This is a genomic window from Erythrobacter westpacificensis, from assembly GCF_039542285.1.
GTDB lineage: Bacteria > Pseudomonadota > Alphaproteobacteria > Sphingomonadales > Sphingomonadaceae > Alteraurantiacibacter > Alteraurantiacibacter westpacificensis.
Map to the genome: position 1 here is coordinate 1 of NZ_BAABHV010000018.1, position 26,670 is coordinate 26,670.

Genomic DNA, 26,670 nt, shown 5'->3' on the forward strand with positions numbered 1-26,670 from the left:
GCTTGTCGACCGTCCTTCTATCAGGGCCGGACTCTAATCCAACTTGGAGGGAAATCAGGGGGTCACGTCACGGGTAGCCGCAGCACGCAAGCGCAGGCCGCCATCAACCGCCGATAGAAGCAGACACGCAAATCCATCGAAAGAGCTTGAGACATCCATGGCGGCCTCCTTCACCAGCACGGATTCTGAGACCACTCTAGCACCAAAATCGCCTTGCCCTACCAACGATCAAGGTAAGGAGCTGTAAAGTTTCTGCCTATCCATTAAGCTTTGGATCTCTCAACAACTCCTCCGGGGGCCGACGATCTCCAACGCTGAGCAGACGGCGAATGCGGGCAATTGCGCGGCCGCTGTTGAAGCCTACCGCCCCACATAGTTTATTCTCGCTAAACTGCAGTAAAACACCCTCCTGACCATTGAACGGCTTTAACCAATGAGAGACCGTACGATCGACTTTGCCTACGGCCTGAATATTTATATCGAACTGATCGGACCAGAATCCCGATGGCTGTGCCTTAGGCAATTCCAGGCCAAGGATAGTAGAGGCTGCCTCCCGTGCCTGGATCTGCGCGTTCAAAATAGTCTCGCTTCGATCTCCTAATCCTTCGACGGTGCTTCGGCGTCGGGTAACGTCCCCGACAGCAAGGACTCCTGGCAGCGATGTTCGACAATGAGCATCAATCAAAATGCCGTTATCATTTTCCGCGCCCGCATCATTTGCAAGCTTGGCGTTGGGAACCATCCCGACACCGATAACTAGGACATCGCAAGGTAGAGTCTCGCCGCTCATGAGCACCACGCCGCTAATCCGTGACGGCCCTAGGACTGAGGCTATACCTTCACCCAACCTCAGTTTAACCCCTGCCTCTTCAATAACAGTCGCCATGACCCGCCCTGCTCCCTCGCCGATCGAACGGAGCATCGGTAACGCCGCAATGTCCACAATCGTAGTATCGCAACCACGCCTCACAGCACTTGAAGCAACTTCACAACCGATCACGCCTCCGCCCATTACGACTACACGAGCTCCTGGCAACAGCGCCTCCCTCAACGCCATTGCATCGCGCGAAGTACGCAGGGTGTGGATGCCTTGCAATCTCGGAACTTGTGCAGGCCATCGAGCCAACCCACCCGTTGCCACAACCATAACCTCCGCGCCTACCTGCCGCCCTCCAGAAAGATCCAACCGCCCCGCGGTCCCAATGCCCAAAACACGATTGCCGAACTCAAGCTCCAGGTGCATTTTCTCTAAAATATCGGCCCGAACTAGAGGGGTGTCCGAGGGATCGCTAAACTCACCTGAAAGCATTTCCTTCGACACGGCAGGACGATTGTACAGCGGCTCCATCTCGGCATCAAAGAGCATCACTCGCCCATCGTATCCCAAGCGCCGAAGCTCCATCGCTGTGGTCAAACCTGCAGCGTTAGCGCCAATGATCGCAACGGTGTTCGTCATACAAGCCCCCCCCATCGTAAGAAAAATGTCGTTACTGAATGGAGGCGTTTGATCATAGCAGGAATCTCATGAATTTGACGATGACGGAAGATCGTATAATTATATACGTTGCTTCTGATCCTCTCGATCATAAACATTATACAAGAACAACAAGCGTTTTACGCTTAAAGGAAAGATGATACCCTCGGACCGAACGTCGCAACGATATCTTCTCCTACGGTAAAATATTGATTGATTAAATGGACAAGGCTTAAGGGGGCGCTGCCAGAACCGACTAACATTAAGCTACTAGTGAATGCGTCTGTGTCCCTGACAAAAGCAAACCGCGCAAACAGCAACCCGCTCCGCACCTACCGATAACGGGACAACCGATTAGATAAACGTATTAAAGTTCTTGGATAAAAATACTGTCTGGGCAATAAACACCTCTCTACGCACTAATCTAAGACCTTCTGGGGTCTGACGAATAAGATCTATTCGCCGACCACCAAGCCAGTCCTCTTCATCTTCATTGCGATTACGCAAACTTATTGCGACCGAACGAACTAACCAATCGTTCTCTCCTTCGCTAGGTTCTACTTCGATATTCGAAATATAGTGTATGTTGCGTGTAGGTGGGTCTTCACTCCAAGCAGTTCGTTGCTTCCACCGAGAAGCCCGCAACTTTAACTCCGCTAGACTATCGTCAAAGTGAGCCATTCGATCACGTTCATATGTGCCCTTCTTGTCGCGACGATAACGGGCTTGGGGAACGGGGACCCAATAGGTGAATTCCTCGTCCATCAATTGAAACCAATCGTCGTACCGTTGTTCGTCTAAGAGCCTCGCCTCCCGATATAGAAATTGTTGAATCAGATGAAACACTTCTAAAGAAGCCTGGCGAGGCGCATTATTTTTGGGATTGGCTGGAGCAGTTACCATGCTTATGTCCTTAATTATTGTCGAGGCTGGACCAATCGCTGGCTGACATGAGGTCAGCCCAACGTTTATAGAATGCGCGCTGGTTTGCGTCGTTCAATTGGACGCGATGGATTTTTCCTGGAAACTCTTCGTGATCTATCGCCGAGTCCAATCCTAATCCATAGTGCAGTTTCTGACGGCGCGTAACGACACCAGCGTTTGAGTGCGTGCAATGCTCCCAGTTTTCCCCGTCATCAGATTCAAACATGCCGGTTGGGGAAAAAGTTCTCGAAATTCCACGACGGTAGGCCTCCTTGAGACTCTTTGGAGCATCGCGGTTGACGAGCACCCACGTATTCAATTCAATCTCGTGGGCCCCCTTGGGGAGCCATGTTCGCCACGTGTTAAGTCCCGGGAGGTATGCAAGATTTGGAAAAACATTAGCCGAACTCATAGACCCCACCATTTTCGCTCGCAGCTTTCCGAGGCGTTCGGCGAAACGCGCTTCATTCTCCTTCAAATAGTCCACAACCTCTGGCTCGCCCAGCGCCATGGCATTACCAATCAAATCCAATCCAAATTCGGTACCGTGTCCATTGACACTCGCTTGAAAGGACTTCTCTGGATTTACTTTTACACCGCGGCCAAAAATCGCTGCAGCGGCTGATGCATGTGTCCAACCGGCGTGATATGCGTCTCCGACGAAGTTCTCAGCCGCGAACTTCCAGTTTGACCGCAATCGAGACTTTACGTTCCCCTCAAGGAATTCGGTACCACCAGGATCGTTATCGAGCAGGACATCCAAGTAATAGCGATAGTCGCCTAAATATTCATTTAGCGACGGCGCCTTAGGATCAAAGGTAGCGAAGATCAAACCCTTGTAGGATTCAGTCCTCGCCCGATGTAGGCCTAACTTACTCTTATCGAAATTCGCGCAGCCTGAGTAATGCTCCTCCTCATGTATGCTAACAAGCCCCCCATCTAGACCAAAAGCCCATCCGTGAAAGTTACACGTGAATTGACGAGCGGTGCCAGTCTCAGCAAAGCATACTCTGTTACCCCTGTGGGTACAGGAATTTAAGAATACGTTAACTTCCCCTTTTCGATCTTTCGCGACTATAACAGCATCTTGCCCAATATAAGTAGTTAGGAAATCGCCGGGCTCGATGAACTGCGATTCATGACCTACGAAACACCAGCAGCGGGCGAAAATTCGCTCTAATTCAAGCTGGTAAATATCCGTATTCCAAAAAATTCGCCTGTCGATCCATCCGGCTTCAACATCCACGAGTTGGTGAAAGTCAAGGTCAGATGCCGCGAGGTTATTTTCGCGCTGAAAAGTCTCAACCATCGGTGTTCTCCTATTGGCACTGCGGGGATGAAGCGTGGGTGTCGTCATTTTTGTTCGGTGTCGTGTTCACCAGCAACTTACCGCCCTCGACCCATACTTGATAAGTATTGATCGGTTCTGTGGCCGGAAAGCAAAGAGCCTTGCCCGATCGAATGTCGAATTCACCAGAATGGGCTGGACAAATTACGGTGAAGCCCTCCAGCCAACCTTCTGTAAGAGAGGCTATCGCATGGGAGCAGACGTCATCCGTCGCGAACCACTCATCATCGACGTGATAAACGGCGATCTCCCCAAGGCCATCGATTGAAAATGCCTTCATTTCACCTTTCGGGATCTGCGAAGCTTCACCAAGTTCGACTAGATTTGAAACCATACCCTCCTCTTTTCCATTATTACCCGCCCTCAAGAAGCAACACAAAGTTCAGCGAAGCCTAGGCCGGTCACTCCACCATCCCAAGGCTCATAAGCGATGACCTTGCCCGCCCCTCTGACTGCGCCCATTGCGCAGAGAAGTTGACGAATTTCCATCGCACCATTTCCGCCGTGTTCTAGAATGTAATCATCGGTTAAATTGATGAGAGCCTCAGGCTCCCCCCTCTCCACCGCATCGAGGATCAACTTATCGAAGGCTTTGTTGATACGCCCCATTTGCGGAAGGCCAACCCAATGGCTGAGGCCACCTGATCCAATGACAACGACCCTCTCGTCGCCAGGATAAGCTTCGATGGCCCGACGTATCGAACCGCCAAGGTCATAGGCCCTTTGCGTGCGAATTAAGGGCTGAACACCTGCTGCCAGATAGACGGGTATAGTTGCCACAGAACCATCTGAAGGCAATGAGCGGCGAACTGGAATACCTACAGAATGATCGACGTTCATTGATTTGGCAGCCGCCCAGTCGAACCCCTCCTCATGACCCACACGCATTATATGTTGCGCCAATGACGGGTTGCCTCGGATGTCCCCGCGCTCAACTCCAGGCAAAGGATCAATTGGGCCCTGCACATCTCCGATGCCGATCGCCATCTGAGGTAAACAATTCGGACCAAATAAAATATAGTGATCGGCACCAATTATAACAGCAGTTGTCGCATCTAGCTGACGCACGCGTTCAAGGACCGTCTCGTATGCTGCCAAGACAACTGACGAGTCAACTTTCCGCGGGTTAATGAAAACCAGCGGGTCGTGGGACATTAGAAACCCACCAACCACATTTGCCATCACACCGCCTCCCTAAGGCAGCCGGAGATCGCGTTTAGGTACTCGGGCAGCTCTTGTGGCCCCCGCACACACATCCATAAACCAAAAGTGAGCATGGGACTCACTCCGACATCAAGCATGGAAGATACATTCATACCCCCAATCATTTCCTGCTCATCCCGACTCAATCCATATCGTTCCAGTACTTCTGTGGGCTCTGCAACGAAGCGTTTTCTCACTGAAGTCTTGGTGGTAATGTCATACAGCGCCAACTCAATTGCATGGACACTCATTCCGCCCCTCCTAAAAACCGTGGCGACTAAGAAATTCGCTTATCAAGCCAACAAAAGCCTTTGGCCGCTCCAACTGAACCCAGTGGCCGCACTCTCCGAAGATATGCAACTCGCTATTTGGCAAATTTCGAGCGGCGCTTACCGCCACCTCCATAGGAATGACTGAATCTTCGCGCCCGTGCAGCAGTAAAGCCGGCTTATCGATCGTAGCTAGCTTATCAGCCGGCATTCCACGAACGAGCCGCGGCCCTTCTTCATTCGATTGGGGCATTAGGGCGCGCAGCGCCGTGCGCCCAGAATGGCGCAGGCTCATTTCATACCGCTCCCGAACCATGGACTCGGTTACGATAGATGTATCGTACGGGAAACGCTCGAGGATGGCCCGCATACCCTCAAGAGAGGGCTCGAATGCAGCGCCTTCACTTAGGGCACTCGTCTGCTCGAACTGACCAGCCGGAGTACCCATCAATACCAAGCTCAACACAGCCTCGGGCTGCCGAAGGGTAGCCGCAAGCGACAGCGCTCCACCGAAAGAATTACCAACAAGAACTGAGGGGCCGACATTAAGAGCTTCCAGAAAGCCCAGAAGTTGACTGACCCACACCTTCATATTGAGCGTAAGCTCAGACTCGCAGTCAGTCAGCCCAAATCCAGCCATATCCACAGCAATGACGCGGTGATTTTCTGCTAAATGAGGTATTACATTACCCCAATTTTCCCATGCACTCACTCCTGGGCCGGAGCCATGCAAAAGTACGAGCGGAATGCCAGATCCTTCATCATGATAATGGGTACGAATGCCATTATTCTCGAGAAAATTGCCTTGCTGTATGGTCAAATTCTCCACTCCCGCCAAATGTTCGTCGCATAGTCGATAGCCATACTCTTAAGTATGGTTTAGGATCAAGATTTCGCGCTGTCAAGGGATGTTCAGATTGTATGGCCACCAGAAGAGTCGCAAGGTTAAGACCAGCCAATCTCCCGCTGCCTGCGCCCATCAGAATTGGAGTTGGCGCCCTCTGACATCACAACCCCGCGTCGGACCGCTCGGGTGTGGAGTTTTCCTGAAGTTGACTTGCTCCCCTGAACAGACGGGTTCTTGCTAGATTCTTACGCAAAGAAGTCGGACGAGAATGAAGCGAAACTGGTCCAGCGATGAACAGATCATCGCGGTTTGAAGCTGGGATGCCGCCGTTACGGGGGTAAGCTCCGCCACGTTCTACAAGTGGAAGTCGAAGTTCGCTGGACTGGGGGTATCCGATGCCTGTCGGCTGCGGACTTAGAGGCCGTGTTGACAAAAGGGATCCCCATTTGCTCCGAGTTCTGATTTAAGACTGCTTGTTGTTAAGCAGTCATGGGTCGCGGAGACTTGTCGGATGCGGAGTGGGAGCTGATCGGGCCGTTGCTGCCGCCTGAGCGTGGTCGCTGGGCACGACCGGCGGGCGATAACCGGTGCTTCCTCAATGGCATGCTCCACTTGCTGAGTGTTGGCTGCCCCTGGCGCGACATGCATGTGCGCTATGGCAAATGGAACTCGGTCTATGTCCGGTTCAGGCGGTGGGCTGAACAGGGCGTATGGGATGCCCTTCTGCAAACGCTGGTCGATCTTGGTCTGACCGACGACTGGCAGCACATGATCGACAGCACCAGCGTTCGCGGCCACGTCTCGGCTGCGGGCGGAAAAGGGGGGCTTGTGCGAACCCTCTTGGTCGAACGCGCGGCGGCCTAACGAGCAAAATCCACGCCCGGTGCGACAATCAGAGATTGTCTCTCAGCTTCATCCTGACCGGCGGCGAGGCCTCCGATTACACCGCTGCGAGCCGCTGATGGATAACCCCATCGCCACGCCCAGGGCGCTGCTGGCTGACAAAGGCTATGACGGTGATCGCTTCCGGGAGGCTTGCTGATCCGTGGTATCCTGCCGATCATCCCACCCCGCTCGAACCGCAAGATGCCCGAGCATCCCGACTATCGCCGCTATCGAGATCGCAACTGCGTCGAGCGCATGTTCGGTAAGCTCAAGCAACAGCGGCGCATCGCCACCCGGTACGACAAGACGGACCTCTCGTTTGACAGCTTCCTCAACCTCGCCGCCGCGCGCCTATGGCTGAAATCTTTTATCAACACGGCCTAGGACGAGAACAGCCGGCTGAAGAAGCTGCTGGCCGAAGCATTGCTCGACAACGTGGTGCTGAAGGATCTGGCACCAAAAATTGGTAACGCCCGGCGCGAAGCGGGAAGCCGTCGTCCATGCCCGTGAGGAGCATGGGCTGAGCGAGCGTCGGGCGTGCCGTCTGGTTGGCGTGAGCCGCACGGTGATCCGTTACGAGCCGGCGAGGCCGGATGACGGGGCACTGCGGGAACGGTTGCGCGAGCAGGCGGCGGAACGTCGCCGGTTCGGCTATCGCCGCCTGGGCTACCTGCTGGCGCGGGAAGGCATGCGACCGAACCACAAGATGCTGCTGCGCATCTACCGTGAGGAAGGGCTTCGGGTCCGTCGCCGTGGCGTTCGCAAAAGGGGACTGGGCACGCGCAGACCAATGGTATTTCCGGACGGACCGAACGAGTGACGTTCGCTCGACTTCGTTCAGAATCAGTCGGCGACGGGTCATAAGCTCTGCGCATTTTGATGCAACAGCGGTGGAATGCACACCGACTCCTCTAGCGTATCACTGGAATAACGTCTCGCCTTGCGCTCACTAGCGGCGAGTTCGCCTAGGGAGGCTTCGGTCCATATCCATCCAAAGATTGAAATTTTGCGCCAAGACGGAAGCAATACATCGTTATCTCGAAGACGTTTCCGAAAGGGTATTTCAAGGACGCGTCGCCATCGGTCCGCAAACTATAGGCAAACTATAGAAAGCGGGCGGTTGACTCACGTGCGTTGGTCGAAAGAGCCCTCTGCTGGATCTCGCGTGTCGCCATTTAACTAAAATGCCACGATATTGCATACTCGTGCGTATTGACATTATGCCCCGACCTCTACACCTACGGGGGAATATTTCGACGAAATGCTGCTTGGGAGAGGGGTATGGCCTCAGGTATTGGAGACAAGGCCGAAATGAGTAAATTGACTGCAATCCAGGACGGTTCAACAGATATCGATCCGGTATGGGCTGGCGGAGGGGCGCATATTCCCGATTGGTTTTCCTGGGCGATGAGTGTGCCCCGTGAGGAAGGCTTCGTAGAGGTTGATGGCGCGCGTGTACATTATCTTCGCTGGGGTAGGCGTGGCCGGGCCAAATTGCTCATGTCGCACGGGTTTCTCGCCCATGCCCGCTGCTTTGCCTTCATCGCACCATACCTTGCCCAAGATTACGATGTGGTGGCTTTTGATCTGGCCGGTATGGGCGATAGCGAGATGCGTGGCGTCGCTGATGAAGCTGCGCGGGGAAAGGAATTCGCCGAAATCAGCGAAGCGCTCGATCTGCGCGCAGACGGAGCCAACCCGGTGATCATCGCCCACAGCTTCGGCGCGCGTGCAGCACTTACGGCTGTTTCTCAAACGCCGGACGCCTTCGCAGGCGTTATTGTCTGCGATCTCATGGTAATGCGGCCACAAAAACTCGAGGAATACTGGACTATGGGTCTGTGGAGCCCAGGGTCGGGTAATCCAGATAAACCGGTCCGACGCTATCCCAGTTATGCAGCGGCGCGCGAGAGGTATATCCTGGCACCGCCGCAACCGGTTGGTGAGCCTTTCTTATTGGACTACATGGCTTTTCACTCTCTCCGCCGCGATGGCGAAGAATGGGCATGGAAGTTTTCTCCGGAGGTCTTCCGTCGCGACAATAACTCCGACGAATGGCTGAGCGTGGGCAGGAAACTGGTTGATGCGCCCGGTCGCAAAGCAGTTATACACGGTGAAAAGAGTCAACTTTTCGATCGAGATTCTGCTTGTTATATCCGTGAGCTAGGAGGGGGGGATATTCCAATTGTCGCGGTGCCTAACGCGCGCCATCATCTCATGCTTGATCAGCCCCTCGCATTTGTTGCTGCGCTTCGCGCGGTTTTGGCATTTTGGAACATTTGAGACCTCCCCATGCCAAAGGCTAAGCGGTAAACTGAACGGCCTCGAGGCTTTTGGTTCTTTTTGATGCAGGCTTTCCTTTGCGAGGGAGGCATGACGCCAGGCGGTGATACCAACTGACCGGCATGGAATGGTCATTCGTTGAGCCGCTTTTGCCCTCCTAGCTAAGTAGCTTCCCGCGAGTTGACGACCGGAAGGTATTGAACGGCATGCTATTGCGTATTAACACTAGCACATCGGCGGCAAAGATACCCGAACGCTATGGACCATTGTCGACCAGCTACGCTCCGTTCGACTGCTGACGCGAGGCTTGGGTGTGGGACTACCTGCGTTCTGTGGCTTCAGCTACTTCTTGACGTGCTCCTCTGAGAAGAAGGGCCATCTGTCCCGAGGAGGGTACCCTTTTGCATCCTCGAAACAGTGACACTGCACCTGCCGAGATCGCGCTTGGAGTCTGGGTGGGCGCGGCCCGGTTGGCACATGACCGGTAAGCTCAAGAAGCCTGCCAACATCAGCATTGTCGCGCTATCGGCCAAGTGCCTCGAGTTGAACCCGATCGAGAACGTCTGGCAATTCATGCGCGACAACTGGCCCTCCAACCGCATCTTCACCTTTCACGACAACATCGTCGGCCATTGCTGCGAGGCCTGGAACAAGCTCGTCGATCAGTCGTGGCGCATCATGACCACCGGTCGCCACCAAAGGGCCCGTAGGTTCTGATCAGTGCACGTTGGCACTACGCATAGGAGTCGGACGAAAATGAAACGAAGCAGGTTGAGCGAAGAGCGGACCATCGCGCTTTTGAAGGAGAAGGAGGCTGGCATGCCGAGGTCTGGAGGTGTAAGATGCCAGGCGGGAGCGCACGCTCGAGCAGGAGAACGGCCGGCTGTAGAAACTGCTGGCCGAGGCGATGCTGGACAATATTATGCCGGAGGACTGGCATCAAAAAATGGTACCGCCCGGCGCTAGCCGGGAAGCCGTCGCCCACGCCCCTGAACAGCACGGGCTGAGCGAGCGTCGGGCGTGCAGTCTGGTTCGCGTAAGCCGCAATGTGATCCGTTACGAGCCAACGAGGCCGGATGACGGGGTGCTGCAGCAACGGTTGCGGGAGCCGATGGAGGAACGTAGCCGTTTGGGCTACCTGCTGGCGCGGGAAGGCATCAGGTCCAACCACAAGAGTTGCTGCGCATCTAACACGAGGAAGGGCTGCGCGTGCGTCGCCTTGGCGTTCGCAAACGGGAACTGGGCACGCGCAGACCAATGGTATTTCCGGACGGACCGAACGAGTGTCGTTCGCTCGACTTCGTATCCGACAGTCTGGTCTGCGGGCGCCGAGTCCGCATCTTGTGCGTAGTGACGAATTCTCGCGAGAATGCCTAGCGCTGGTAATCGACACATCGCTCTCAGGCGCACTGGCGACCAGAGGACTGACCAGCCAGATCGGAGTGCGTGGCAAACCACACACCTTGGTCAGCGACAATAGCACCGAACTGACCTCTTCCGCCGTCTTGCGCTGGTCGCAGGAGCGACGCGTTGAGTGGCACTGTATCGCGCCAGGGAAGCCGATCCAGAACGGCTTCTTGGAGAGCTACAACGGCCGCTTGTGGGATGAAAGCTGCTTCGCCTCGCTGGCGCACGCCAGGCTGCGTGCTGGCTGCCTAGCAGTATGACTACAACCACGTCACACCAACTCGAACTGTGAGAGAAGAACTCCGCTGCTCTGCCCCCTGAATTCTGGACCGTTACGAGTTAGAGTTTTCCGCCGTAGACATCCTTGGCTGGGCGAGGAGTTGCAGCATGAAAGCATCGAAGTTCATGGACGCGCAGAAGGCGTTCGTCATCAAGCTGGGTGAGAAAGGCACGGCGGTGGCGGAGATCTGCCGCAAGGCAGGTATCAGCCATGCGACCTACTTCGACTGGTAGAAGAAGTACGCGGGGCTAATGCCGTCGGAGATGCGGCTGCGTGATCTGGAAGACGAGAACGGACGGTTGAAGAAAATCGTCGCCGATCTGACTCTGGATCGCGAGATGTTGCAGGATGTCATCCGCCGAAAGCTCTGAGGCCGGATTGGAAGCGCGAGCTGTTCGACGGGATGTTGACGGACTGGGACGTGTCGATCCGGAGGGCCTGTCGGGCATTTCCGTTTGACACTTCCAGTTATCACTACCACCCCCCCGAACCGATCCGACCTTTCTGATAAAGCACATCAAGGAAATCTGCGAGACGCACGTCCGCTACGCCTACCAGCAGGTGCACTGCATCCTGCGCCGGGATGTTTGGGCTGTGAACATGAAGAAGATCTACTGGCTTTACAGGGAGTTGGGCCTGCAACTCAGGAACAAGACGCCAAAGCGGCGGGTGGAGGCGAAGCTACGCGAAGATCGTGCACCGACGATCCGGCCAAACGATGTCTGGGCCATGGACTTCGTGCACGACCAGCTAGCGACGGGGCGCAAGCTGCGCATCTTGACGGTGGTTGATACCTACTTTCGGCTATCGCCGGTGATTGATCCCCGGTTCAGCTATCGCGGTGAGGACGTGGTTGCCACACTGGATCATGCCTGTCGGAAGATCGGCTACCCCAAGACGATCAGGGTGGACAATAGCAGCGAGTTTATCTCTCGGGACATGGATCTGTGGGCTTACCAGCGCGGTGTGATCCTCGACTTCTCCCACCCAGCAAGCCCCCAGACAATGCGTTCAACGAAGCGTTCGACAGCAAGCTGCGCAGTGAGTGCCTGAACGCCCGCTGGTTCTTGTCGCGGCAAGATGCATGCGAAAAGCTGGAGGCCTGGCGTAGACACTACAACGAAGAGCACCATGCGATCGGGAATATCCCCCCGATCATGCTGGCAAACTCAGCCGGTAAAACCAGCCCACCGGATCTGGGAAAGGCGGAAACCCCAGACCCAAGTGGTCCGACGTTGGGTAGCAGTGCACCGCCGAGATCGCCGGCGAAGTGTCGGGGGCATAGCCCAGTCAAGTGGCCATCCCATCATACATCAATCATGAAGGAACATGGCTCTACCTCTGAGTGGTAACAATCAAGGGAACACGTCACGCTTCTCAGATTGGAGAGCCACAATACTTAAAACGAATTCCCGCGGCAATCCGCAGGGCAGGTCCAATCATAATCAGTTCTTCTGGCAAATGAATTGCGTAATGATTGCTCGTAAATATTCCGAACGATCCCGGTTTGGCTGAGAGCGTAATAGAACGTTTATTCCAGTGAGCTGAGCAAGGGCGAGCGTTGCGGTTTGACGCGCCTCGAGTTCGCTGTGGCCAAGTTCGATATAAGCATCTGCTAAGAAGCTGATCCTTTCCTGATCAACGCGTTGCGTAATTTCTGTAGCAAGGGTTGAAATCCTAGCCCATTCTTGCAAGGCCCGCTCGACTGCCCCCCCGGGGACATCGTATCTTATATTCAAAGCTAGCTTATATACATATCTTAGGCGATCCCGAGGATCGTCAAAATTTCGTTTGGCCGCTTGGCTGATCAATCTGGTTGCTGAATCGTACCAATAGACCAGCGCTTCCCTTATTAACTCCTGTTTGTCCTTAAAATGCCAATAAAAACTTCCCTTAGTGACACCTAATTCACGGGCAAGTAATTCTACCTGAATACTTGCGACACCAACTTCGCCAATTTTTTCCAGTGTCTTTTCCATCCAGACAGCCTTGCTGAGACGCTGTTTATTATTTGATCGCTCAATAGTTCTTGGCATAAGTACCCCTACTTCATTCATCAGATAAAATCCGAACTTGTCCCGATACACCATGACAACCGTATTTCAATCTACCCGTTTATCGACCCGATAGCCCCTAGTTTTCTAGACGCCCTCGGCGCTCATCATCTGCTGCCGTTCGAACTCTACGGGTGACAGCATCCCGTTTCTCACATGCTTGTGTATCGGGTTGTAGAACATCTCGATGTAATCGAACACATCCTGTCTGGCCTCGTCTCTTGAGCGATAGGTCCGCCGCCGGACGCGTTCGCGTTTGAGCAGGTTGAAGAAGCTCTCGACCACTGCGTTGTCATGGCAGTTGCCACGGCGGCTCATCGAGTGCTCCAGATTGTGGGCCTTCAGGAAGGACGCCCAGTCTATGCTGGTGAAATGCGATCCCTGAACCGATTGGATCAGAACCTTCCCCTTTGGCTTCCTGCGCCACACCGCCATCAGCAATGCCTGCAGGACCAGGTCGGTGGTCTGGCGGTTCTGCATCGACCAGCCCACCACGCGGCGGGAGTAAAGGTCGACCACCACCGCCAGATAGGGAAAGCCTTCTTGTGTTCTTATGTAGGTGATGTCGGTCACCCATGTCTTGGCGGGTGCCGCGACATCGAACTGGCGGGCCAGCGGTTGTCGACCACCCTAGATGGCTTGCCGCCGTAGCTGCCCGGCTTGCGCTTGTAGCGGATCCTCGCTCTCCCCGCCAGACTGGCGAGACGCGCCACGCGGTCCGGACATCAGGTCTCGCCCTGATCGAGCAGATCATCGTGCAGCTTGCTGTTGCCATAAACCTTGCCGCTGTCTTCCCACGCCTGCCGGAGCGGCTCGGTCTGCCGAGCATCTTCCTTCGCCCGTCTGCTCAACGGGTTCTTCAACCAGGCGTAGAAGCCGCTGGGCTGGATGCGAAGACACCGGCACATCGCACGCACCGAGAACAGCGCGCGATGCTCGGCTACGAACGCGTATCTCACTTTGCATCCCTGGCGAAGTACGCGGTGGCTTTTTTAGGATGTCGCGCTCCTCGGTGACCCGCGTCAGCGCGCGCTTCAGCTGACGGATCTCGCATCCTTCGACCCATCTTCGGGGCCGGCGTGCGAACTGCCGCTTCCATGCATAAAGCGAATGCTGGCTCACCCCGAGCCGCTGCGAAACCTCCGCCACTCGATAGCCACGCTCGGTGATGTGCGTCACCGCATCGTGCTTGAACTCGTCACTGAAATTAGCCTTACCCATCGTCGCCTCCTGTCCTCAAGATTGGGAAAGAAAGCGTCCATAAATCTGGAGGGCTATTCATCGGTGATGCCATTGTCGAGTGCCAGAGCGTCCTCGCCTTCCGTCATAAGGCATTCCTATCGATCGGAAAAAATAGTAAAGGACTTTCGTATTTTGTTTTGACCGCTATATCGCTCGCGCAACGGCTCAAACGATGGCGAGAAGCGAAATACCATGGCGGACGAGACAGCAGGCGTTAGCGATCAAGGCGAACGTCCGAAGGGGTTTTCCAGTCCGCGGGTCCGGCTGGGTCTGCTGATCGCCGGCATTCTGGTCCTGCTCGCCGGGGGCTACTGGTATTACAATCATCAGACGTACGGCAGATTCCAGCAGTCCACTGACAACGCTTATATTGCCGCCGACAGCGTCATCATCTCCCCCAAAATTGCTGGCTACGTCGAGCGCGTACTGGTGACGGAGAATCAAACGGTCGCGTCGGGCGATGCACTTGTCCAGCTGGACGTGCGGGATTATCGTGCCCAGACAAACCAGGCCGAAGCCCAGATTGCCGCATCGCTCGCCGGAGCAGATACGGTTCGCGCCCAGCAGCGAGAGCAGGACGCGGCTATCGCGCAGGCTCGCGCCCAACTGGCTGCGGCATCTGCGCAGGCCGATCTGGCTGCGGAGCAGGTTGCCCGTTATCGGCCCCTTGCCGCTTCGGGAGCGGAGCCGCGCGAGAGGCTCGACCAGCTGCAGGCCCAGGCCAGAGAAGCGCAGGCCCAGGTCGCAGCGGCGCGCGCCGCGCTCACGGCTGCACAGCGGCGGCAAGGCACGCTCGACGAGCAGATAGACCAGGCCAATTCGCAGGCCAACGCAGCTCGTGCGCAGCTTGAGGCCGCCCGCCTGAACCTGTCATCGACCACGCTCCGGGCCAGCATTTCCGGGCGGGTGGGTGACCTCACGGTCCGGCCCGGACAATTTGTCCAGCCCGGCCAGCGGTTGATGAGCGTAGTTCCCACCGACCGCCTCTACGCGACGGCGAATTTCAAGGAAACGCAACTCGGTCTCGTTCGCCCCGGGCAACCCGTCACCCTGGCAATCGACGCGCTGCCCGACCTCGAGTTATCGGGAAGAGTGGAAAGCATCGCCCCCGGGACCGGGGCAGAATTCTCGATCCTACCTCCGCAAAACGCGACGGGTAATTTCACCAAGATCGTTCAGCGCGTCCCGGTGCGCATATCCATTCAGGCTTCGCCCGAGATCCTGCGTCTGCTGGTGCCGGGCATGTCTGTTGTCGCGAGTGTCGATACGCGCGCCGCCAGAGACGAACTCGATTCGATCCGCAACGCGGCCGGAGACTGACCGATGGCAGGCACCGCTGGAGCGGTTTCGCCGCCGGTCGAAAAGGCCGACGCTACAGCCTGGATCGCCGTAGCCGCCGGCGCGCTGGGGGCGATGCTGGCAACGCTTGACATCTCGATCGTCAATTCGGCGCTGCCGACGATCCAGGGGGAAATCGGCGCGACCGGAACCGAGGGCACCTGGATCGCGACAGCCTTCCTTGTTGCCGAGATCATCATCATCCCTCTGAGCGCGTGGCTGGAAAGACTGCTCGGCCTTCGCACGCTGCTCATCGTCGCGGTATCTGCTTTCACGGCCTTTTCGGTGTTGTGCGGCATTGCCACCGATCTGACGACGATGATCATCGGTCGCACCGGTCAAGGGTTCATGGGCGGCGCGCTTATTCCAACCGCCATGACCATCGTCGCAAAGCGACTGCCTCCATCGCAACAGCCTATCGGCATGGCGCTCTTCGGAATGACCGTGGTTCTTGGGCCGGTAATGGGCCCGTTGGTGGGGGGCTGGCTTACCGAGAACCTGAGCTGGCACTACGCCTTCTTCGTCAACGTGCCCGTCTGCGCGTTTCTCCTTGCCTTACTATTCATCGGGCTACCCCATGAAAAGCCCGACTGGGTTTACCTGCGCGAGGCTGATTGGGCGGGAATAGCCGGTATGATCCTTGGGTTGGGTGGGCTGACCATCGTGCTGGAAGAAGGCCACCGTGAGGAGTGGTTCGATTCCACGCTGATCGTCCAGCTCACACTGATGACGGTCGTGGGTTTTGCACTTCTGACCTACGGACAGCTTTACGCGCGCAAACCGGTGCTCAATTTGCGCCTGATGCTCAGCAGGCAGTTTGCCAGTGTCGTGGTGATGGCACTGGCACTCGGCATGGTCATGTATGGCTCGACCTACGTGATCCCGCAATTTCTTGCGATAATCTCCGATTATAATGCCTTGCAGACTGGACTTGTGATCTTCTGGATGGGTGTTCCGGCCTTCCTGTTGATGCCCGTTCTTCCGTTCATGATCCGCAGGATTCACATCCGCATTGCTGTCGGCGCGGGCATGTTCATCATGGCGCTAAGCTGTTTCGTCAGCATAAGTCTGACAGCGGAATCGGGAGGTGGAGTGTTCACCGAAAGCCAGTTCCTGCGTGGCATCGGCATGATCCTCACGATGATGTTCCTCAACCAGGCGACGGTAGCTTCGGTTGCCAAGGAGGATGCCGGCGATGCTTCCGGGATCTTCAACGCGGCGCGAAACCTCGGGGGCTCGTTCGCGCTCGCGGGGCTTGCCTCGTTCCAGGACCAGCGCCTGTGGCATCATAGTCGGCGCATGGAAGAAACCCTCAACGCTAACAGCCCCCGGCTACAGGAATACCTGGACGGCATGACGGCGACGCTGGGCAGCCCACAGGCCGCGCTGGAGATGCTTTCCGGCATCATTCAGCGCGATGCGTTTGTGATGACCTACAACGATGTCTTTTTCGCCATGGGCGCGATTACCCTGGTCACGGTGCCGCTAGTACTGTTCCTCAAGCCTCTCCCGAAGAACGTATCCCTTTCGATGCACTGAGAACTCTATGCGCAAGACCCTAACCCTCCTCGCTCCCATGGCGCTCCTCGCGGGTTGCATGTCCGGTCCCGACTATGCCGGTCCCCCGCAACTTGCGACCGCCGCAGGCAATGCGTTCGTACGGGCCGGCCCCGAAATCGATCCGTTAGCGCCGATTGCCGGCGACTGGTGGACGCTGCTCGGCGATCCGGTTCTCAATGAACTGGAGGCGCGCGCGCTGGCCGGCAATCCGGGCGTGGCCGCGGCGCGCGCTCGCATCGAACAGGCAAGGGCTGCTGTCCGCCAGGAGCGCGCCAACCGGCTACCCGCCGTGGCTGCGCAGGCGACTGCGGTCCAGGCGAATATCCCAGGGCTAGATATCGGCAGCGGCCCGCCACCGGGATCGCCCGGCGCTCCTGCTGACGACGAAGAGCAGGACAGCGTCAGCGTCTACAACGTCGGGCTCAACGCAAACTGGGAGATCGATTTCGCTGGGGGGCAGGCACGGCGTGTCGAGGCCATTAACGCTCAGGCTGCGGCCTCGGTGGCGAACGCCGAGGATGCGAAAGTCCAGCTCGCCGCCGAAGTCGCGCGGGCGTATGTGAGCCTGCGAGAAGCGCAGGGGCGGCTCGAGCTTGTCGAGCGAGAACGGGAATTGCAGCAGCAGATTCTCGAACTGACCTATCAGCGCTATACACAGGGCACTCTCCCACTGTTTCCGGTCGGTGACGCGAACGCCGAGCTCGAACTGCTCAAGTCGCAGATCGCCGAAGCTCAAGCGGACATCGATGTGTTCAAGGACACTCTCGCGGTGCTGACGGGCGAAGCGCCCGGCGCACTCGACGGGCTCCTGGCGGCTCGGGCCGGAATTCCGCTTCCCCCCGAACGGGTCGCGGTGGGCGATCCCGCAGCGCTGATAGCGCGGCGGCCGGATGTTCGTGCCGCCGAACGAACGCTCGTGGCGGCGAATGCGCGCATCGGAGTGGCGGAGGCCGCTCGCTTCCCCAAGCTTTCGTTCATGGGAATTCTCGGTTTGGGCGGATCGCAGCCGGATGACATCTTTGATCTCGGTAACCTGTCGGCGATCGCCTTGCCGAGGCTACAGTGGAACCTGCTTGATTTCGGCCGCACGGCAGCATCGATCGATCAGGCCGAGAGTGCGCGCGACGAGGCCGAAGCGCGTTATGTTGAAGTGGTCCTCGGCGCACTGCGCGACGCTGAACAATCGCTTGCCCGGTTCGGGCAACAAAGAGCCAACGTAGCCGCGCTGGCGCAGGTCAGCCGGCAGGCCGACACGGCTGCGGAGCTTAACGAGCAACGCCGCGCCGCGGGGGTAATTTCGCAAGGCGAACTCAACACTTCGATCCGCAAGCGCGAACAGGCCAGAGCAAATCTCGATCGGGCGATCGCCGCCATGACGAATGGCTGGATCGCGATCCAGAAGTCCTTGGGATTGGGATGGAGGGAGCCCTGAACGGGAGGCCCTCGGCTTGGGATCGAAGGGGATCACCTTAGTACGATGAGGGAGTACATTGCGATGTCCTATAGAGAGGGGAATCGCCTTAAAGCAGGCCTTCCGCACTCGGCCCGAAATCAGCCATTGGACCAATGCAATCTCAATTTTATTAGGGCTTAGCTGCTGGCCGCGAAATCAGACAGGGTCAGCTTTCTCATCGCTTTTTAAGCAGTTGGAAAGCCGTCGAGATAGCTTTTTTCGGGACTCAAGAAAGCATCTTTACTTCCGGGAAACTAGCCAAGATCGATGCCCGCTAAGAACCCCTATTCCGTTGAAAACTAGAGCATTCGTCGTTCGTGGCGCGCATACCGTGCAAGGAACGTCCTGGCTGCCTCGGAGGCCGTAAAGCGACATTCTTCCTCGGTTGCCATTGCTGGTCCGCCGAACAACCGTGCATCGAAAATATCGGTCTTGCACAATTCGCTTAATTGTCGCGCCGCGAAGCTCGGGCGGTCGATCCGCAGTTCACCACGTTCGTGCCAGACACGAAGCAGGGACGCGATCTCGTCCGTACCGCGCCATGGACCGTTGCGAAGGAACACGTCGGCTGCGGTCTGGAACCGTTCGTTCCCGGCGATGCACATCTTGCAGAACATGAGCATGTCGTCATCGCGGCCGAACAGCCAGGTAAGTTCGAGCGCCACCTTCAGAATACCTTTCCCGGCAGGGAGGCTGGCGAACGAAGGGCTGGCGATGGTAGCACGGTTGCGGCCCAGCATGTACTCGATTGAGGCCAGGTATAGCGCGGACTTATCTTTGAAATGATTGTAGATCGTGGGTTTGGCCACACCGGCCCGACGTGCGATCGCGTCCATATTGGCGCCCTCGAACCCATCGGCGGCGAACTGTTCGACCGCGGCAGCAAGAATCTTTGCGTGAATACTGGGATGGGGCGCAGTCATTTTCGTGGCCTCGCAGTTGTTCATTAAATCGCGCTTTTCGGAAAGGTTCCGACTCTCCTTGCCCGCCGCCTTGCTATAACCCCCGGGGCGAGATGATACGCCTGAATTCGTAATGAAGGTTGAAAAGCTTATCTAGATAGTTCAGGCGAATGAACCGCTCAGTTCATTCCAGATGGGTTCAGGCAAATTGACCAGCGACAGATCCTGCCGGACACGCTTCGTGTTCGGATACCCGCCGATCTTTTTCGCCGGCATGCTGTTATCGGGATGCATGGCCGTGGGCGGCGATTATGAACGCCAGCCCCCGCCTGCCGCGCAAACCAATTGGATCGACCGCGCCAACGTAGCGGTGGCGGAGGAGGAGTTCGTCGCATGGTGGCGGGAAATTGGCGACCCGGAACTCGCTAGGCTGATCGAGGCGGCGTTGCAAGACAATCTGACGATACGCCAGGGGTTGTCGCGCATAGAGGAAGCCAATGCCCGCCGCCTTCGCGCCCGCGCTGCCCGCTATCCCTCGGTCAGTGCGGAAAGCTCGACCACCGTGCTCCAGCAAAGCCTCAACACCCAGCTTGGCCAAGCTCAGTTCCCCGGCTTCGAGCGTCAATACGAGCAATATGCTCTGGGCGCGGCATTCAACTGGCAAGTCGATCTATGGGGCCAGACACGGCGACGGATCGATGCGGCCGATGCCCGGGTGGAAGCGCTGATCGCAGCCGCCAACGGCGCGCGCCTGGCGATCGCATCGGAAACGGCGGCCACCTATTTCACCATGGCCGGCTTCCAGCAGGAGAAGCGGGCACTGCTGCTCGGGATCGAGGCGCAACGCACGCAGCTCGATCTTGCGGAAACCCGTTTGGAAGCGGGCGCCATTTCACGCGCGCAGCTGGTCCTTGTGGAAGCGGAACTCGCGCGTCTGGTGGAGCAGCTGCCAGGTGTTGAAGCGGAAATTCAGGCCAATGCGCTTGCGCTGGGCGTCCTGACCGGACGCCTGCCGGAAACCGAGATCGCCCTGGCCGATAGGGTGCCGCCGCTGCTGGAGCTGCCGGACATTCCGGTGGGAACCCGGGCGGATTTGCTCAGGCGCCGCCCCGATGTCGCCCGGCTCGAACGCGAACTCGCGGCGGAAACATTCGGGATCGGTGTCGCACGCGGGGAACTGTTCCCGCAACTGGGCCTGGATGCATCTGGGGGCTTTACCTCCATCGATCCCGGGACGATCCTGTCCGGCGACAGTACGCGCTTTACCATTGTGCCGTTCCTGTCCTGGCGCGTTTTCGATGGCGGGAGGGCGCGCGCCGACATTCGTTTGGCGCAAGCCGAAGCGCGCACCGCCGCCCTGGCCTATGTCGAAGGCACGATCACCGCGATCGAGGAGGCGGAAATCGCGATCGCGCAATACGACCTCGCACGTGAGGGGCGTCCGCTCGCGTTGCGCACGATAGAACTCGCGCAGGAAAATCTTCGTCTCGCACGGATCCGTTTCGAAGTCGGCGATATCGACCGGTTCGAATTGCAGGATGCCGAACGGACATATAGCGATGCGCTGCGCAACGGCGCGATTTCCTACCGCAATTCGACGCTCGCACTAGCGCAGCTTTACGCCGCGCTCGGCGGCGGCTGGCAAGCCGTTCCGCCTTATGTCGCTATTCCCGTTCCCGCCCCGGCACCTCCTTCGGCGGCGGCCCTGCCGTCCACGATCCTGCCTATTTCCGACTGAACAGAAAGCCGTGATGCCTCTCTTATCTCTTCGAAGATCGACCATTCTCGTCGCCATCTCACTGATGCTGGTCGCTTGCGGCAGCCAGGATGAACCCCCGCCCCCCAAGCCCGTCGCGTGGATCGAGATCGGCACCGGCTCCAACACCGACATCGCGACGAACGTTCCGGGCCGGGTGCAGGCAAGGAACCGGACGGTCCTGAGCTTCGAAGTCGGCGGCACGATCGCCAGCATGTCGGCCGACCTTGGCGACCGGGTGGCGCGCGGCAATGTGATCGCGACGCTCGACCCGGCAAGCTACCGGCTCGAAGTGGCAAGAGCGCAGGCCAATCTCGCGGAAAGCCGCGCGCGCCTCGATCAGGCGCGGCAGGACGAGCAACGTCAGGAATATCTGTACTCCGAAGGCGCAGCATCGCAGGCCCGGCTCGAGGATGCGCGAGCCCAGCTCGGCAGCCTCGGTGCGATTGCCGATGCAAACGAGGCGCAGCTGGGCGTGGCGCGCGAAGCGCTCTCGGATACGCGGATGCGTGCGCACTATTCCGGTCAGATCGCCCGCCGTCTGGTCGAGCCGGGCACCCAGGTTTCCCCGGGGCAACCGGTTTACGAACTGGACGGCAGCCAGTTGGAGGTCAGCTTCTCGGTCCCGCAACGCCAGCGCGACCGGCTGTCGGTGGGGCAGAACGTCACCGTTGCGCCCTCATCGGGCGATGGCATCACAAGCTCTGCCCGCATTACCGATATCGGCAGTAGGGCAAGCGGGCCCGGAGCGTTCGAAATCGTCGCCGCTCTGGCAGCGGCCAGCCCCGAACTGGAAGCGGGTCAGGTCGTCGAGGTCCGCCTGCCCGATCGCCCGGCGCAATCGGAGAACGGGCGGGATACCGCCCGAATCCTGGTGCCGCTGACGGCGATCATACCGGAAGATGACGATAGCGGTTACGTGTGGCGCATATTGCCGCGCACGCAACGGTTGGAAAAGGCTCCCGTCCGGTTCGGCAAGGCCAGTGGAAACGAGGTGGTGGTCCTGTCGGGCCTCTCGCGCGGCGACATGATCGTATCGAAAGGAGCAGCCTTCCTGTCCGAAGGGCAAGAGGTGAGCCGCCTCGGCGTCGGCCCACGACGCTACGCGCGATGACCACGCTTTCCGAAATCGGGTTCCGCTTCCGCCCCGCGGTACTGCTTACCATCGCGCTGGCGATGGTCTACGGTGCAGTCAGCTATTTCACCTTGCCCGCGCGGGAGGATCCCCAGATCACCATCCGCGAGGCGGTGGTCTCCACCAGCCACCCGGGTCTCTCGCCGAGCCGGGTCGAACAGCTGATTACCACTCCGCTTGCCGAAGCGATCAGGACCATCCCCGAGATAAAGGAGGTGCGTGCGACCTCAATGGAAGGTCAGTCGATCATTCACGCCGAGGCTGAATTTTCGGCGAGCGACCTCGACCAGGTCTGGGATGAATTGGCGGACAAGGTCGAGGGAACGACGCCCCTTTTGCCCGAAGGGGCGCGCATGCCCTTCATCAACGACGAATTCGGCGACGTCGCCGTGATCACCATGGCGCTGCAATCCGACAGTTTCGACATGGTCGAGTTGGGCGACCTCGCCGAACATATCCGTACCCGGCTCTACATGATCGAGGGCACGCGGGAGGTCGACGTTCTGGGCCGCCCGGATGAGCGCATTTATGTCGAGATGGACAATGCAACGCTGGCACGATTGGGTGCGCCGCTTTCTGCGGTGGCGCAGGCCCTGCGATCCCAGAACACCGTTGCGCCCGGCGGAACGATCGAAACCGGGACCCGCCGCATTGCGATCCAGCCTTCCGGATCGTTCGACAGCGTGGAGGAGATCGCCGATCTCTATTTGGAACTCGGCCCTGAGATCGGCCCGATACGGCTGGGCGATTATGCCGAAATCCGGCGCGGTTTTCTCGAACCGCCTGCTCAGACCGCCTATTTCAACGGCGAACGGGCCATCGTGTTCGCGATCTCCATGCTCGATGAAGAAAGCGTCATAAACTACGCCGGACGCGCGCGCCCTGCGATCGACGAGTTGCGCCAGGCGATGCCCGCGGGCGTCGAACTTAACGTGATGACCTGGCAGGCCGATCAGGTCGAGAACGCCGTTTATGGCGTCAGCTTCAATGTCCTGCAGACCCTGGCGCTGGTACTGGGCGTCGTCATCCTGTTCCTAGGCGTCAGAACCGGTCTGATCGTGGGCTCCATCGTGCCGGTCGTGATTCTGGTGACGCTGGGGGTGATGGGCGTGTTCGGGATCAAGCTGGAACGCATGAGCCTGGCGACGATCGTGATCTCGCTGGGACTGCTGGTCGATAACGGCATCGTCATCGCCGAGGACTTTAAGACCCGGCTGGCGCAGGGCGTGGACCGACGCGATGCGATCGGCGAAACTGGCAAAGAGCTTGCCCTCCCGCTCCTGGCATCGACGATCACAACGATTCTCGTCTTTCTGCCGCTGATGCTGGCAGAGGAAGGTTCGGGAGAATATACCCGCAGCATCTCGCTCGTCATCTTGATTTCTCTGTCTTCGTCATGGCTGATCGCGATGATGGTCACGCCCACGCTGTGCTACTGGTTCGCGCAGCCGACCGATAAGGAGACGCAAGGGAAGATCCGCCGCAAGGTGGATCAGGCGTTCGAATGGGCCAATGGCAAATACGAAGATCGTCTGCGCTGGGCGCTCGATCATCGCAAGCTGTTCATGGGCGCGATGGCCGCTGCCTTCGTCCTCGCGGGCTATTCGTTGCAATTCGTGCCGCAGCAGTTCTTTCCTGCCTCCGACCGGGCGCAGATCCTCGTCTACGCCGATATGCCGGTCGGCACTTCGAGCGCCGCGACGGACGATCAGATACAGCAGATCGCGCAATATATCGAAGATGACGAACGCTATCCCGATTTCGATAATGTCGCCGCCTATTCGGGGTTCGGTGGCCCGCGCTTCGTGCTGTCTCTCGCTCCCGTCGATCCCGCACCGAACCGCGGCTTCCTGGTCATCAACGCTGCTGATGCCGAAGCCCGCGATAAAGGCGTCCTCGCGCTTCGCAACGATCTGGCAGCCCAGTTTCCCGGTATTCGCCTGCGAATAGCGGGAATGTTTCTCGGGCCGAGCGATCCCAACATCACGCAGGTACAGGTGCGCGGGCCTGACCGGGATGTACTCCTGGAAACGGGAGACAGGCTCGCTGCCCTCCTGCGAGATGTCGAAGGCACGATCGATGTTACTTCCGATTGGGAAAACCCGTCGCTTCAATACCGGGTTTCGGTCGACCAGGCAGCGGCGCGCGCTGCGGGTGTCTCCTCGCTGGACGTTTCGCAGGCCCTTTCGGCCTACTTCGCAGGGCAACCTGCCGGCGAGTTTCGCGACGGGGACGATCTGGTTCCCATCATCTTACGCGCTCCGGAAGGCGAACGCTCCGACCCCGGGCGGATAGAGGCGGTTACGCTGACCGGCAGCGACGAGCCGGTTCAACTCGGTGAAATTGCCACCGTCACGCTGCGCCCCCAGCTCGGGCGGATACAGACAGAGGATCTGATCGAAACCCTAACCGTGGAAGCCAGACCGACCGAGGTGACGCCGCAGGATCTGGTGCCGCGAATACAGGAACAGCTCGACGAACTCGAAGCCAGCCTGCCGCCCGGTCATTTCATCGAATGGGACGGAATTATCGCACAGAGCGCGGAGGGCACCGGTGCCCTGTTCGCCAGCGTACCGGCCATGATCGGTTTGATAGTTATCATGCTGGTCGCGCTGTTCCGGGGATTTCGGCGCGCCGGCATCATTTTGCTGACCCTGCCACTCTCGGTCATCGGCGCGGCGATCGGCTTGCACGTCATGCGCGCGGATTTCGGCTTCATGGTCATTCTCGGACTGTTCGCGCTGGTGGGCATCATCATCAACAATGCCATCGTACTGGTCGACAGGTGCGATATCGAAAGGAAGGAGAAAGACGACGTGACCGATGCCGTCATCTCAGCGTCGCTAAGACGCTTTCGCCCGATCCTGATGACCAACATAACCACTGTACTGGGTTTGCTTCCGCTCATTATCGCGCAAGACGTACTGTTCTATGGCATGGCCAGCGCGATCGCCTTCGGACTTCTAGTGGGAACCATTCTTACGCTGGGCGTCGTCCCGGTTCTATATACCTGGTTCTTTGGGGGCGATGAGGAACGGGCTTCGCAGGCCACGACTGGCGAGCCCGCGGCCGATGGTGCCTGAAAGCAAGGCCGTATCGCTGAGTTCCTTGCCACTGCTTATGTGGTACACAAAGGTAGATAACTATTCGATCGACGACAGGGCGAGTAATTTCAGAACCTTTAGCTTCCATTGCAACAGCCACCGGATAGCGGCTGTCGGCATGTCTGGCCTTCACTCCGCCGGAGCCCCAGTTCGTCCGGAGCGCGCCTGAAACTGCATCGCTCCGCGATTTCAATGTGCTGCGCTGTGATAGCCGCAGGTATTTCGCCTGAACTCGAATCGCCCGAACTCGCTCGAAATCTGCCGCCCGCTTTCGCGGCGGCCGGCACCGAGAACGGCGGTCTGTCGGTGAATGTCAGCTGGGAAACCGATCTGTTTGGCACCCTCCTCCGCCGCGCGCAGAGAGTTCCTTACCAGCGAAGCGAACCTGAGAGCCGCGCGACAGTCCCGCGCACAACGCAGCGTTTTGACCGGCCTTTTCTTGAACGCTTTGTAGCCATGCTGGGACTCGCGAGACACCTTTATGATTGCCCTGATCGGGCAGGAGGTGTTTCGAATGACGAAAGAAGAACAGCGCGAGATCCAGCGTAAGCTGCGAGTGCTCCGGCACGCCGAGCGTACCGGCCAGGTGGCGAAGACCTGCCGCTACTTTGGCATTGGCCGGGCCAGCTTCTACAGATGGAGGCGCGCCTATAAGCGCAAGGGGGAAGCTGGGCTGGCCAATGCCAAACCCATTCCAAAATCATCGCCCCACCAGACACCGCTAGAGGTCGAGGAGAAGGTTCTCCATCTGCGACGGAAGTACCACCTCGGGCCCGAGCGGATCATGTGGTACATGGCGCGCTACCATGGCGTCAGCATCTCCGATGCAACCGTCTATCGCATCCTCAGGCGCCATGGTCTGAACCGGCTGCCACGCGGCACGCGTGTCCGCAAAATCCATACCAAGCGCTACAACAAGCAGGTGCCGGGCCACCACATCCAGATGGATGTCAAGTTCCTGACGCTAATCGGAAAAGGCGGCAAGAAGGTGCGCCGCTTCCAGTATACCGCTATCGACGACGCAACCCGCGTGCGCGCCCTCAAAGTCTACAAGCGGCACACCCAGGCCAATGCAATCGCCTTCGTCAATGATATCATCGACAAGTTCCCCTTCCGCATCCGGGAAATACGCACCGACAACGTCCTAGGTCGGGAAGCAGCTGTGGGAAAAGGCCAGCAGGTCTCGTTGCGCCGATCATGACCGGC

General features: G+C 58.1%; 18 protein-coding genes and 5 pseudogenes. 13 read left to right on the forward strand and 10 right to left on the reverse strand.

Translation table 11 applies throughout. The features are described from left to right. Positions 1 to 256: 256 nt before the first annotated feature. The 7 genes from ABFX23_RS12605 to ABFX23_RS12635 all read right to left on the reverse strand — a co-directional run bounded on the left by ABFX23_RS12605 (position 257) and on the right by ABFX23_RS12635 (position 6,038). On the reverse strand, positions 257 to 1,456 hold the full coding sequence (locus tag ABFX23_RS12605; RefSeq protein WP_158586796.1) for an NAD(P)/FAD-dependent oxidoreductase: 1,200 nt from the start codon (positions 1,454 to 1,456) through the stop codon (positions 257 to 259). 372 nt (positions 1,457 to 1,828) lie between these two features. Further along, positions 1,829 to 2,377 carry a 3-phenylpropionate/cinnamic acid dioxygenase subunit beta gene (locus ABFX23_RS12610; protein ID WP_119586701.1) on the reverse strand — a complete coding sequence of 183 codons (549 nt, stop codon included), beginning with the start codon at positions 2,375 to 2,377 and terminating at the stop codon, positions 1,829 to 1,831. Positions 2,378 to 2,387: 10 nt separating this feature from the next. After that, entirely contained in the window at positions 2,388 to 3,707 is a 1,320-nt protein-coding gene (locus ABFX23_RS12615; RefSeq protein ID WP_119586700.1) for an aromatic ring-hydroxylating oxygenase subunit alpha, read from the reverse strand. A gap of 10 nt (positions 3,708 to 3,717) precedes the next feature. After that, positions 3,718 to 4,080: a non-heme iron oxygenase ferredoxin subunit gene (locus tag ABFX23_RS12620; RefSeq protein WP_119586699.1), complete on the reverse strand. Its 363-nt coding sequence runs from the start codon at positions 4,078 to 4,080 to the stop codon at positions 3,718 to 3,720. A gap of 29 nt (positions 4,081 to 4,109) precedes the next feature. Continuing rightward, the gene (locus ABFX23_RS12625; RefSeq protein ID WP_119586698.1) at positions 4,110 to 4,928 is read right to left on the reverse strand and encodes a DODA-type extradiol aromatic ring-opening family dioxygenase; all 819 of its coding nucleotides are present in this window, start codon (positions 4,926 to 4,928) and stop codon (positions 4,110 to 4,112) included. Further along, positions 4,928 to 5,200: a hypothetical protein gene (locus ABFX23_RS12630; RefSeq protein ID WP_119586697.1), complete on the reverse strand. Its 273-nt coding sequence runs from the start codon at positions 5,198 to 5,200 to the stop codon at positions 4,928 to 4,930. The genes ABFX23_RS12625 and ABFX23_RS12630 overlap by 1 nt, the downstream gene beginning before the upstream one ends. A 10-nt stretch (positions 5,201 to 5,210) precedes the next feature. Beyond that, positions 5,211 to 6,038 (reverse strand): alpha/beta fold hydrolase, encoded by an 828-nt coding sequence (locus tag ABFX23_RS12635; protein WP_119586766.1) that lies wholly within the window; start codon positions 6,036 to 6,038, stop codon positions 5,211 to 5,213. Between the two features lie 516 nt (positions 6,039 to 6,554). On the opposite strand from ABFX23_RS12635, the pseudogene ABFX23_RS17795 reads away from it, so the two are divergent. From ABFX23_RS17795 to ABFX23_RS12665, 6 genes and pseudogenes are all read left to right on the forward strand, one after another. Next, positions 6,555 to 7,334: pseudogene (locus ABFX23_RS17795) on the forward strand (IS5 family transposase). Beyond that, positions 7,335 to 7,767, forward strand: a pseudogene (locus tag ABFX23_RS12650) (IS3 family transposase); the annotation flags it as partial. A gap of 464 nt (positions 7,768 to 8,231) precedes the next feature. Continuing rightward, positions 8,232 to 9,233, forward strand: a complete 1,002-nt coding sequence (locus tag ABFX23_RS12655) for an alpha/beta fold hydrolase (RefSeq protein WP_233548325.1) — start codon at positions 8,232 to 8,234, stop codon at positions 9,231 to 9,233. A gap of 477 nt (positions 9,234 to 9,710) precedes the next feature. Next, on the forward strand, positions 9,711 to 9,950 hold the full coding sequence (locus ABFX23_RS12660) for a hypothetical protein (protein ID WP_119586694.1): 240 nt from the start codon (positions 9,711 to 9,713) through the stop codon (positions 9,948 to 9,950). A 359-nt stretch (positions 9,951 to 10,309) separates the two neighbouring features. Further along, positions 10,310 to 10,900 (forward strand): DDE-type integrase/transposase/recombinase, encoded by a 591-nt coding sequence (locus ABFX23_RS17800; RefSeq protein ID WP_119586693.1) that lies wholly within the window; start codon positions 10,310 to 10,312, stop codon positions 10,898 to 10,900. A gap of 127 nt (positions 10,901 to 11,027) precedes the next feature. Then, a pseudogene (locus tag ABFX23_RS12665) lies at positions 11,028 to 12,113 on the forward strand (IS3 family transposase); the annotation flags it as partial. Between the two features lie 252 nt (positions 12,114 to 12,365). Here the strand turns inward: ABFX23_RS12665 and ABFX23_RS12670 are convergent. Further along, positions 12,366 to 12,899: a TetR/AcrR family transcriptional regulator gene (locus ABFX23_RS12670; protein WP_346033399.1), complete on the reverse strand. Its 534-nt coding sequence runs from the start codon at positions 12,897 to 12,899 to the stop codon at positions 12,366 to 12,368. Positions 12,900 to 13,061: 162 nt separating this feature from the next. Beyond that, positions 13,062 to 14,195, reverse strand: a pseudogene (locus tag ABFX23_RS12675) (IS3 family transposase). Positions 14,196 to 14,408: 213 nt separating this feature from the next. Between ABFX23_RS12675 and ABFX23_RS12680 the strand changes: the two are divergent. The 3 genes from ABFX23_RS12680 to ABFX23_RS12690 are packed head-to-tail and all read left to right on the forward strand — an operon-like array spanning position 14,409 to position 18,546. After that, entirely contained in the window at positions 14,409 to 15,536 is a 1,128-nt protein-coding gene (locus ABFX23_RS12680) for an HlyD family secretion protein (protein ID WP_119586691.1), read from the forward strand. Between the two features lie 3 nt (positions 15,537 to 15,539). Then, complete coding sequence (locus tag ABFX23_RS12685; protein WP_119586690.1) at positions 15,540 to 17,093, forward strand: DHA2 family efflux MFS transporter permease subunit; 1,554 nt, start codon at positions 15,540 to 15,542, stop codon at positions 17,091 to 17,093. A gap of 37 nt (positions 17,094 to 17,130) precedes the next feature. After that, complete coding sequence (locus ABFX23_RS12690; RefSeq protein WP_119586764.1) at positions 17,131 to 18,546, forward strand: efflux transporter outer membrane subunit; 1,416 nt, start codon at positions 17,131 to 17,133, stop codon at positions 18,544 to 18,546. Between the two features lie 320 nt (positions 18,547 to 18,866). On the opposite strand, the gene ABFX23_RS12695 is transcribed toward ABFX23_RS12690, so the two are convergent. Beyond that, on the reverse strand, positions 18,867 to 19,490 hold the full coding sequence (locus ABFX23_RS12695) for a TetR/AcrR family transcriptional regulator (protein ID WP_158586793.1): 624 nt from the start codon (positions 19,488 to 19,490) through the stop codon (positions 18,867 to 18,869). 220 nt (positions 19,491 to 19,710) lie between these two features. On the opposite strand from ABFX23_RS12695, the gene ABFX23_RS12700 reads away from it, so the two are divergent. The 4 genes and pseudogenes from ABFX23_RS12700 to ABFX23_RS12715 form a co-directional block, all read left to right on the forward strand. Then, positions 19,711 to 21,207 (forward strand): efflux transporter outer membrane subunit, encoded by a 1,497-nt coding sequence (locus ABFX23_RS12700; protein ID WP_159456623.1) that lies wholly within the window; start codon positions 19,711 to 19,713, stop codon positions 21,205 to 21,207. Positions 21,208 to 21,271: 64 nt separating this feature from the next. Beyond that, positions 21,272 to 22,339, forward strand: coding sequence for an efflux RND transporter periplasmic adaptor subunit (locus tag ABFX23_RS12705; protein ID WP_158586791.1), 1,068 nt, complete (start codon positions 21,272 to 21,274; stop codon positions 22,337 to 22,339). Beyond that, positions 22,336 to 25,443 (forward strand): efflux RND transporter permease subunit, encoded by a 3,108-nt coding sequence (locus ABFX23_RS12710; RefSeq protein ID WP_119586688.1) that lies wholly within the window; start codon positions 22,336 to 22,338, stop codon positions 25,441 to 25,443. Before ABFX23_RS12705 ends, ABFX23_RS12710 begins: the two co-directional genes overlap by 4 nt. Before the next feature lie 535 nt (positions 25,444 to 25,978). Then, positions 25,979 to 26,605 (forward strand): annotated as a pseudogene (locus ABFX23_RS12715) (helix-turn-helix domain-containing protein); the annotation flags it as partial. Positions 26,606 to 26,670: the final 65 nt, after the last annotated feature.

Bases quoted from the DNA above. Each gene is read 5' to 3' on its own strand.
- ABFX23_RS12710 (WP_119586688.1), top strand. From the start codon at position 22,336: ATGACCACGCTTTCCGAAATCGGGTTCCGCTTCCGCCCCGCGGTACTG.
- ABFX23_RS12680 (WP_119586691.1), top strand. From the start codon at position 14,409: ATGGCGGACGAGACAGCAGGCGTTAGCGATCAAGGCGAACGTCCGAAG.
- ABFX23_RS12625 (WP_119586698.1), bottom strand. From the start codon at position 4,928: ATGGCAAATGTGGTTGGTGGGTTTCTAATGTCCCACGACCCGCTGGTT.
- ABFX23_RS17800 (WP_119586693.1), top strand. From the start codon at position 10,310: ATGACGGGGTGCTGCAGCAACGGTTGCGGGAGCCGATGGAGGAACGTA.
- ABFX23_RS12660 (WP_119586694.1), top strand. From the start codon at position 9,711: ATGACCGGTAAGCTCAAGAAGCCTGCCAACATCAGCATTGTCGCGCTA.
- ABFX23_RS12615 (WP_119586700.1), bottom strand. From the start codon at position 3,707: ATGGTTGAGACTTTTCAGCGCGAAAATAACCTCGCGGCATCTGACCTT.
- ABFX23_RS12690 (WP_119586764.1), top strand. From the start codon at position 17,131: ATGGCGCTCCTCGCGGGTTGCATGTCCGGTCCCGACTATGCCGGTCCC.
- ABFX23_RS12630 (WP_119586697.1), bottom strand. From the start codon at position 5,200: ATGAGTGTCCATGCAATTGAGTTGGCGCTGTATGACATTACCACCAAG.
- ABFX23_RS12605 (WP_158586796.1), bottom strand. From the start codon at position 1,456: ATGACGAACACCGTTGCGATCATTGGCGCTAACGCTGCAGGTTTGACC.
- ABFX23_RS12685 (WP_119586690.1), top strand. From the start codon at position 15,540: ATGGCAGGCACCGCTGGAGCGGTTTCGCCGCCGGTCGAAAAGGCCGAC.
- ABFX23_RS12620 (WP_119586699.1), bottom strand. From the start codon at position 4,080: ATGGTTTCAAATCTAGTCGAACTTGGTGAAGCTTCGCAGATCCCGAAA.
- ABFX23_RS12655 (WP_233548325.1), top strand. From the start codon at position 8,232: ATGGCCTCAGGTATTGGAGACAAGGCCGAAATGAGTAAATTGACTGCA.
- ABFX23_RS12610 (WP_119586701.1), bottom strand. From the start codon at position 2,377: ATGGTAACTGCTCCAGCCAATCCCAAAAATAATGCGCCTCGCCAGGCT.
- ABFX23_RS12705 (WP_158586791.1), top strand. From the start codon at position 21,272: ATGCTGGTCGCTTGCGGCAGCCAGGATGAACCCCCGCCCCCCAAGCCC.
- ABFX23_RS12670 (WP_346033399.1), bottom strand. From the start codon at position 12,899: ATGGAAAAGACACTGGAAAAAATTGGCGAAGTTGGTGTCGCAAGTATT.
- ABFX23_RS12695 (WP_158586793.1), bottom strand. From the start codon at position 19,490: ATGACTGCGCCCCATCCCAGTATTCACGCAAAGATTCTTGCTGCCGCG.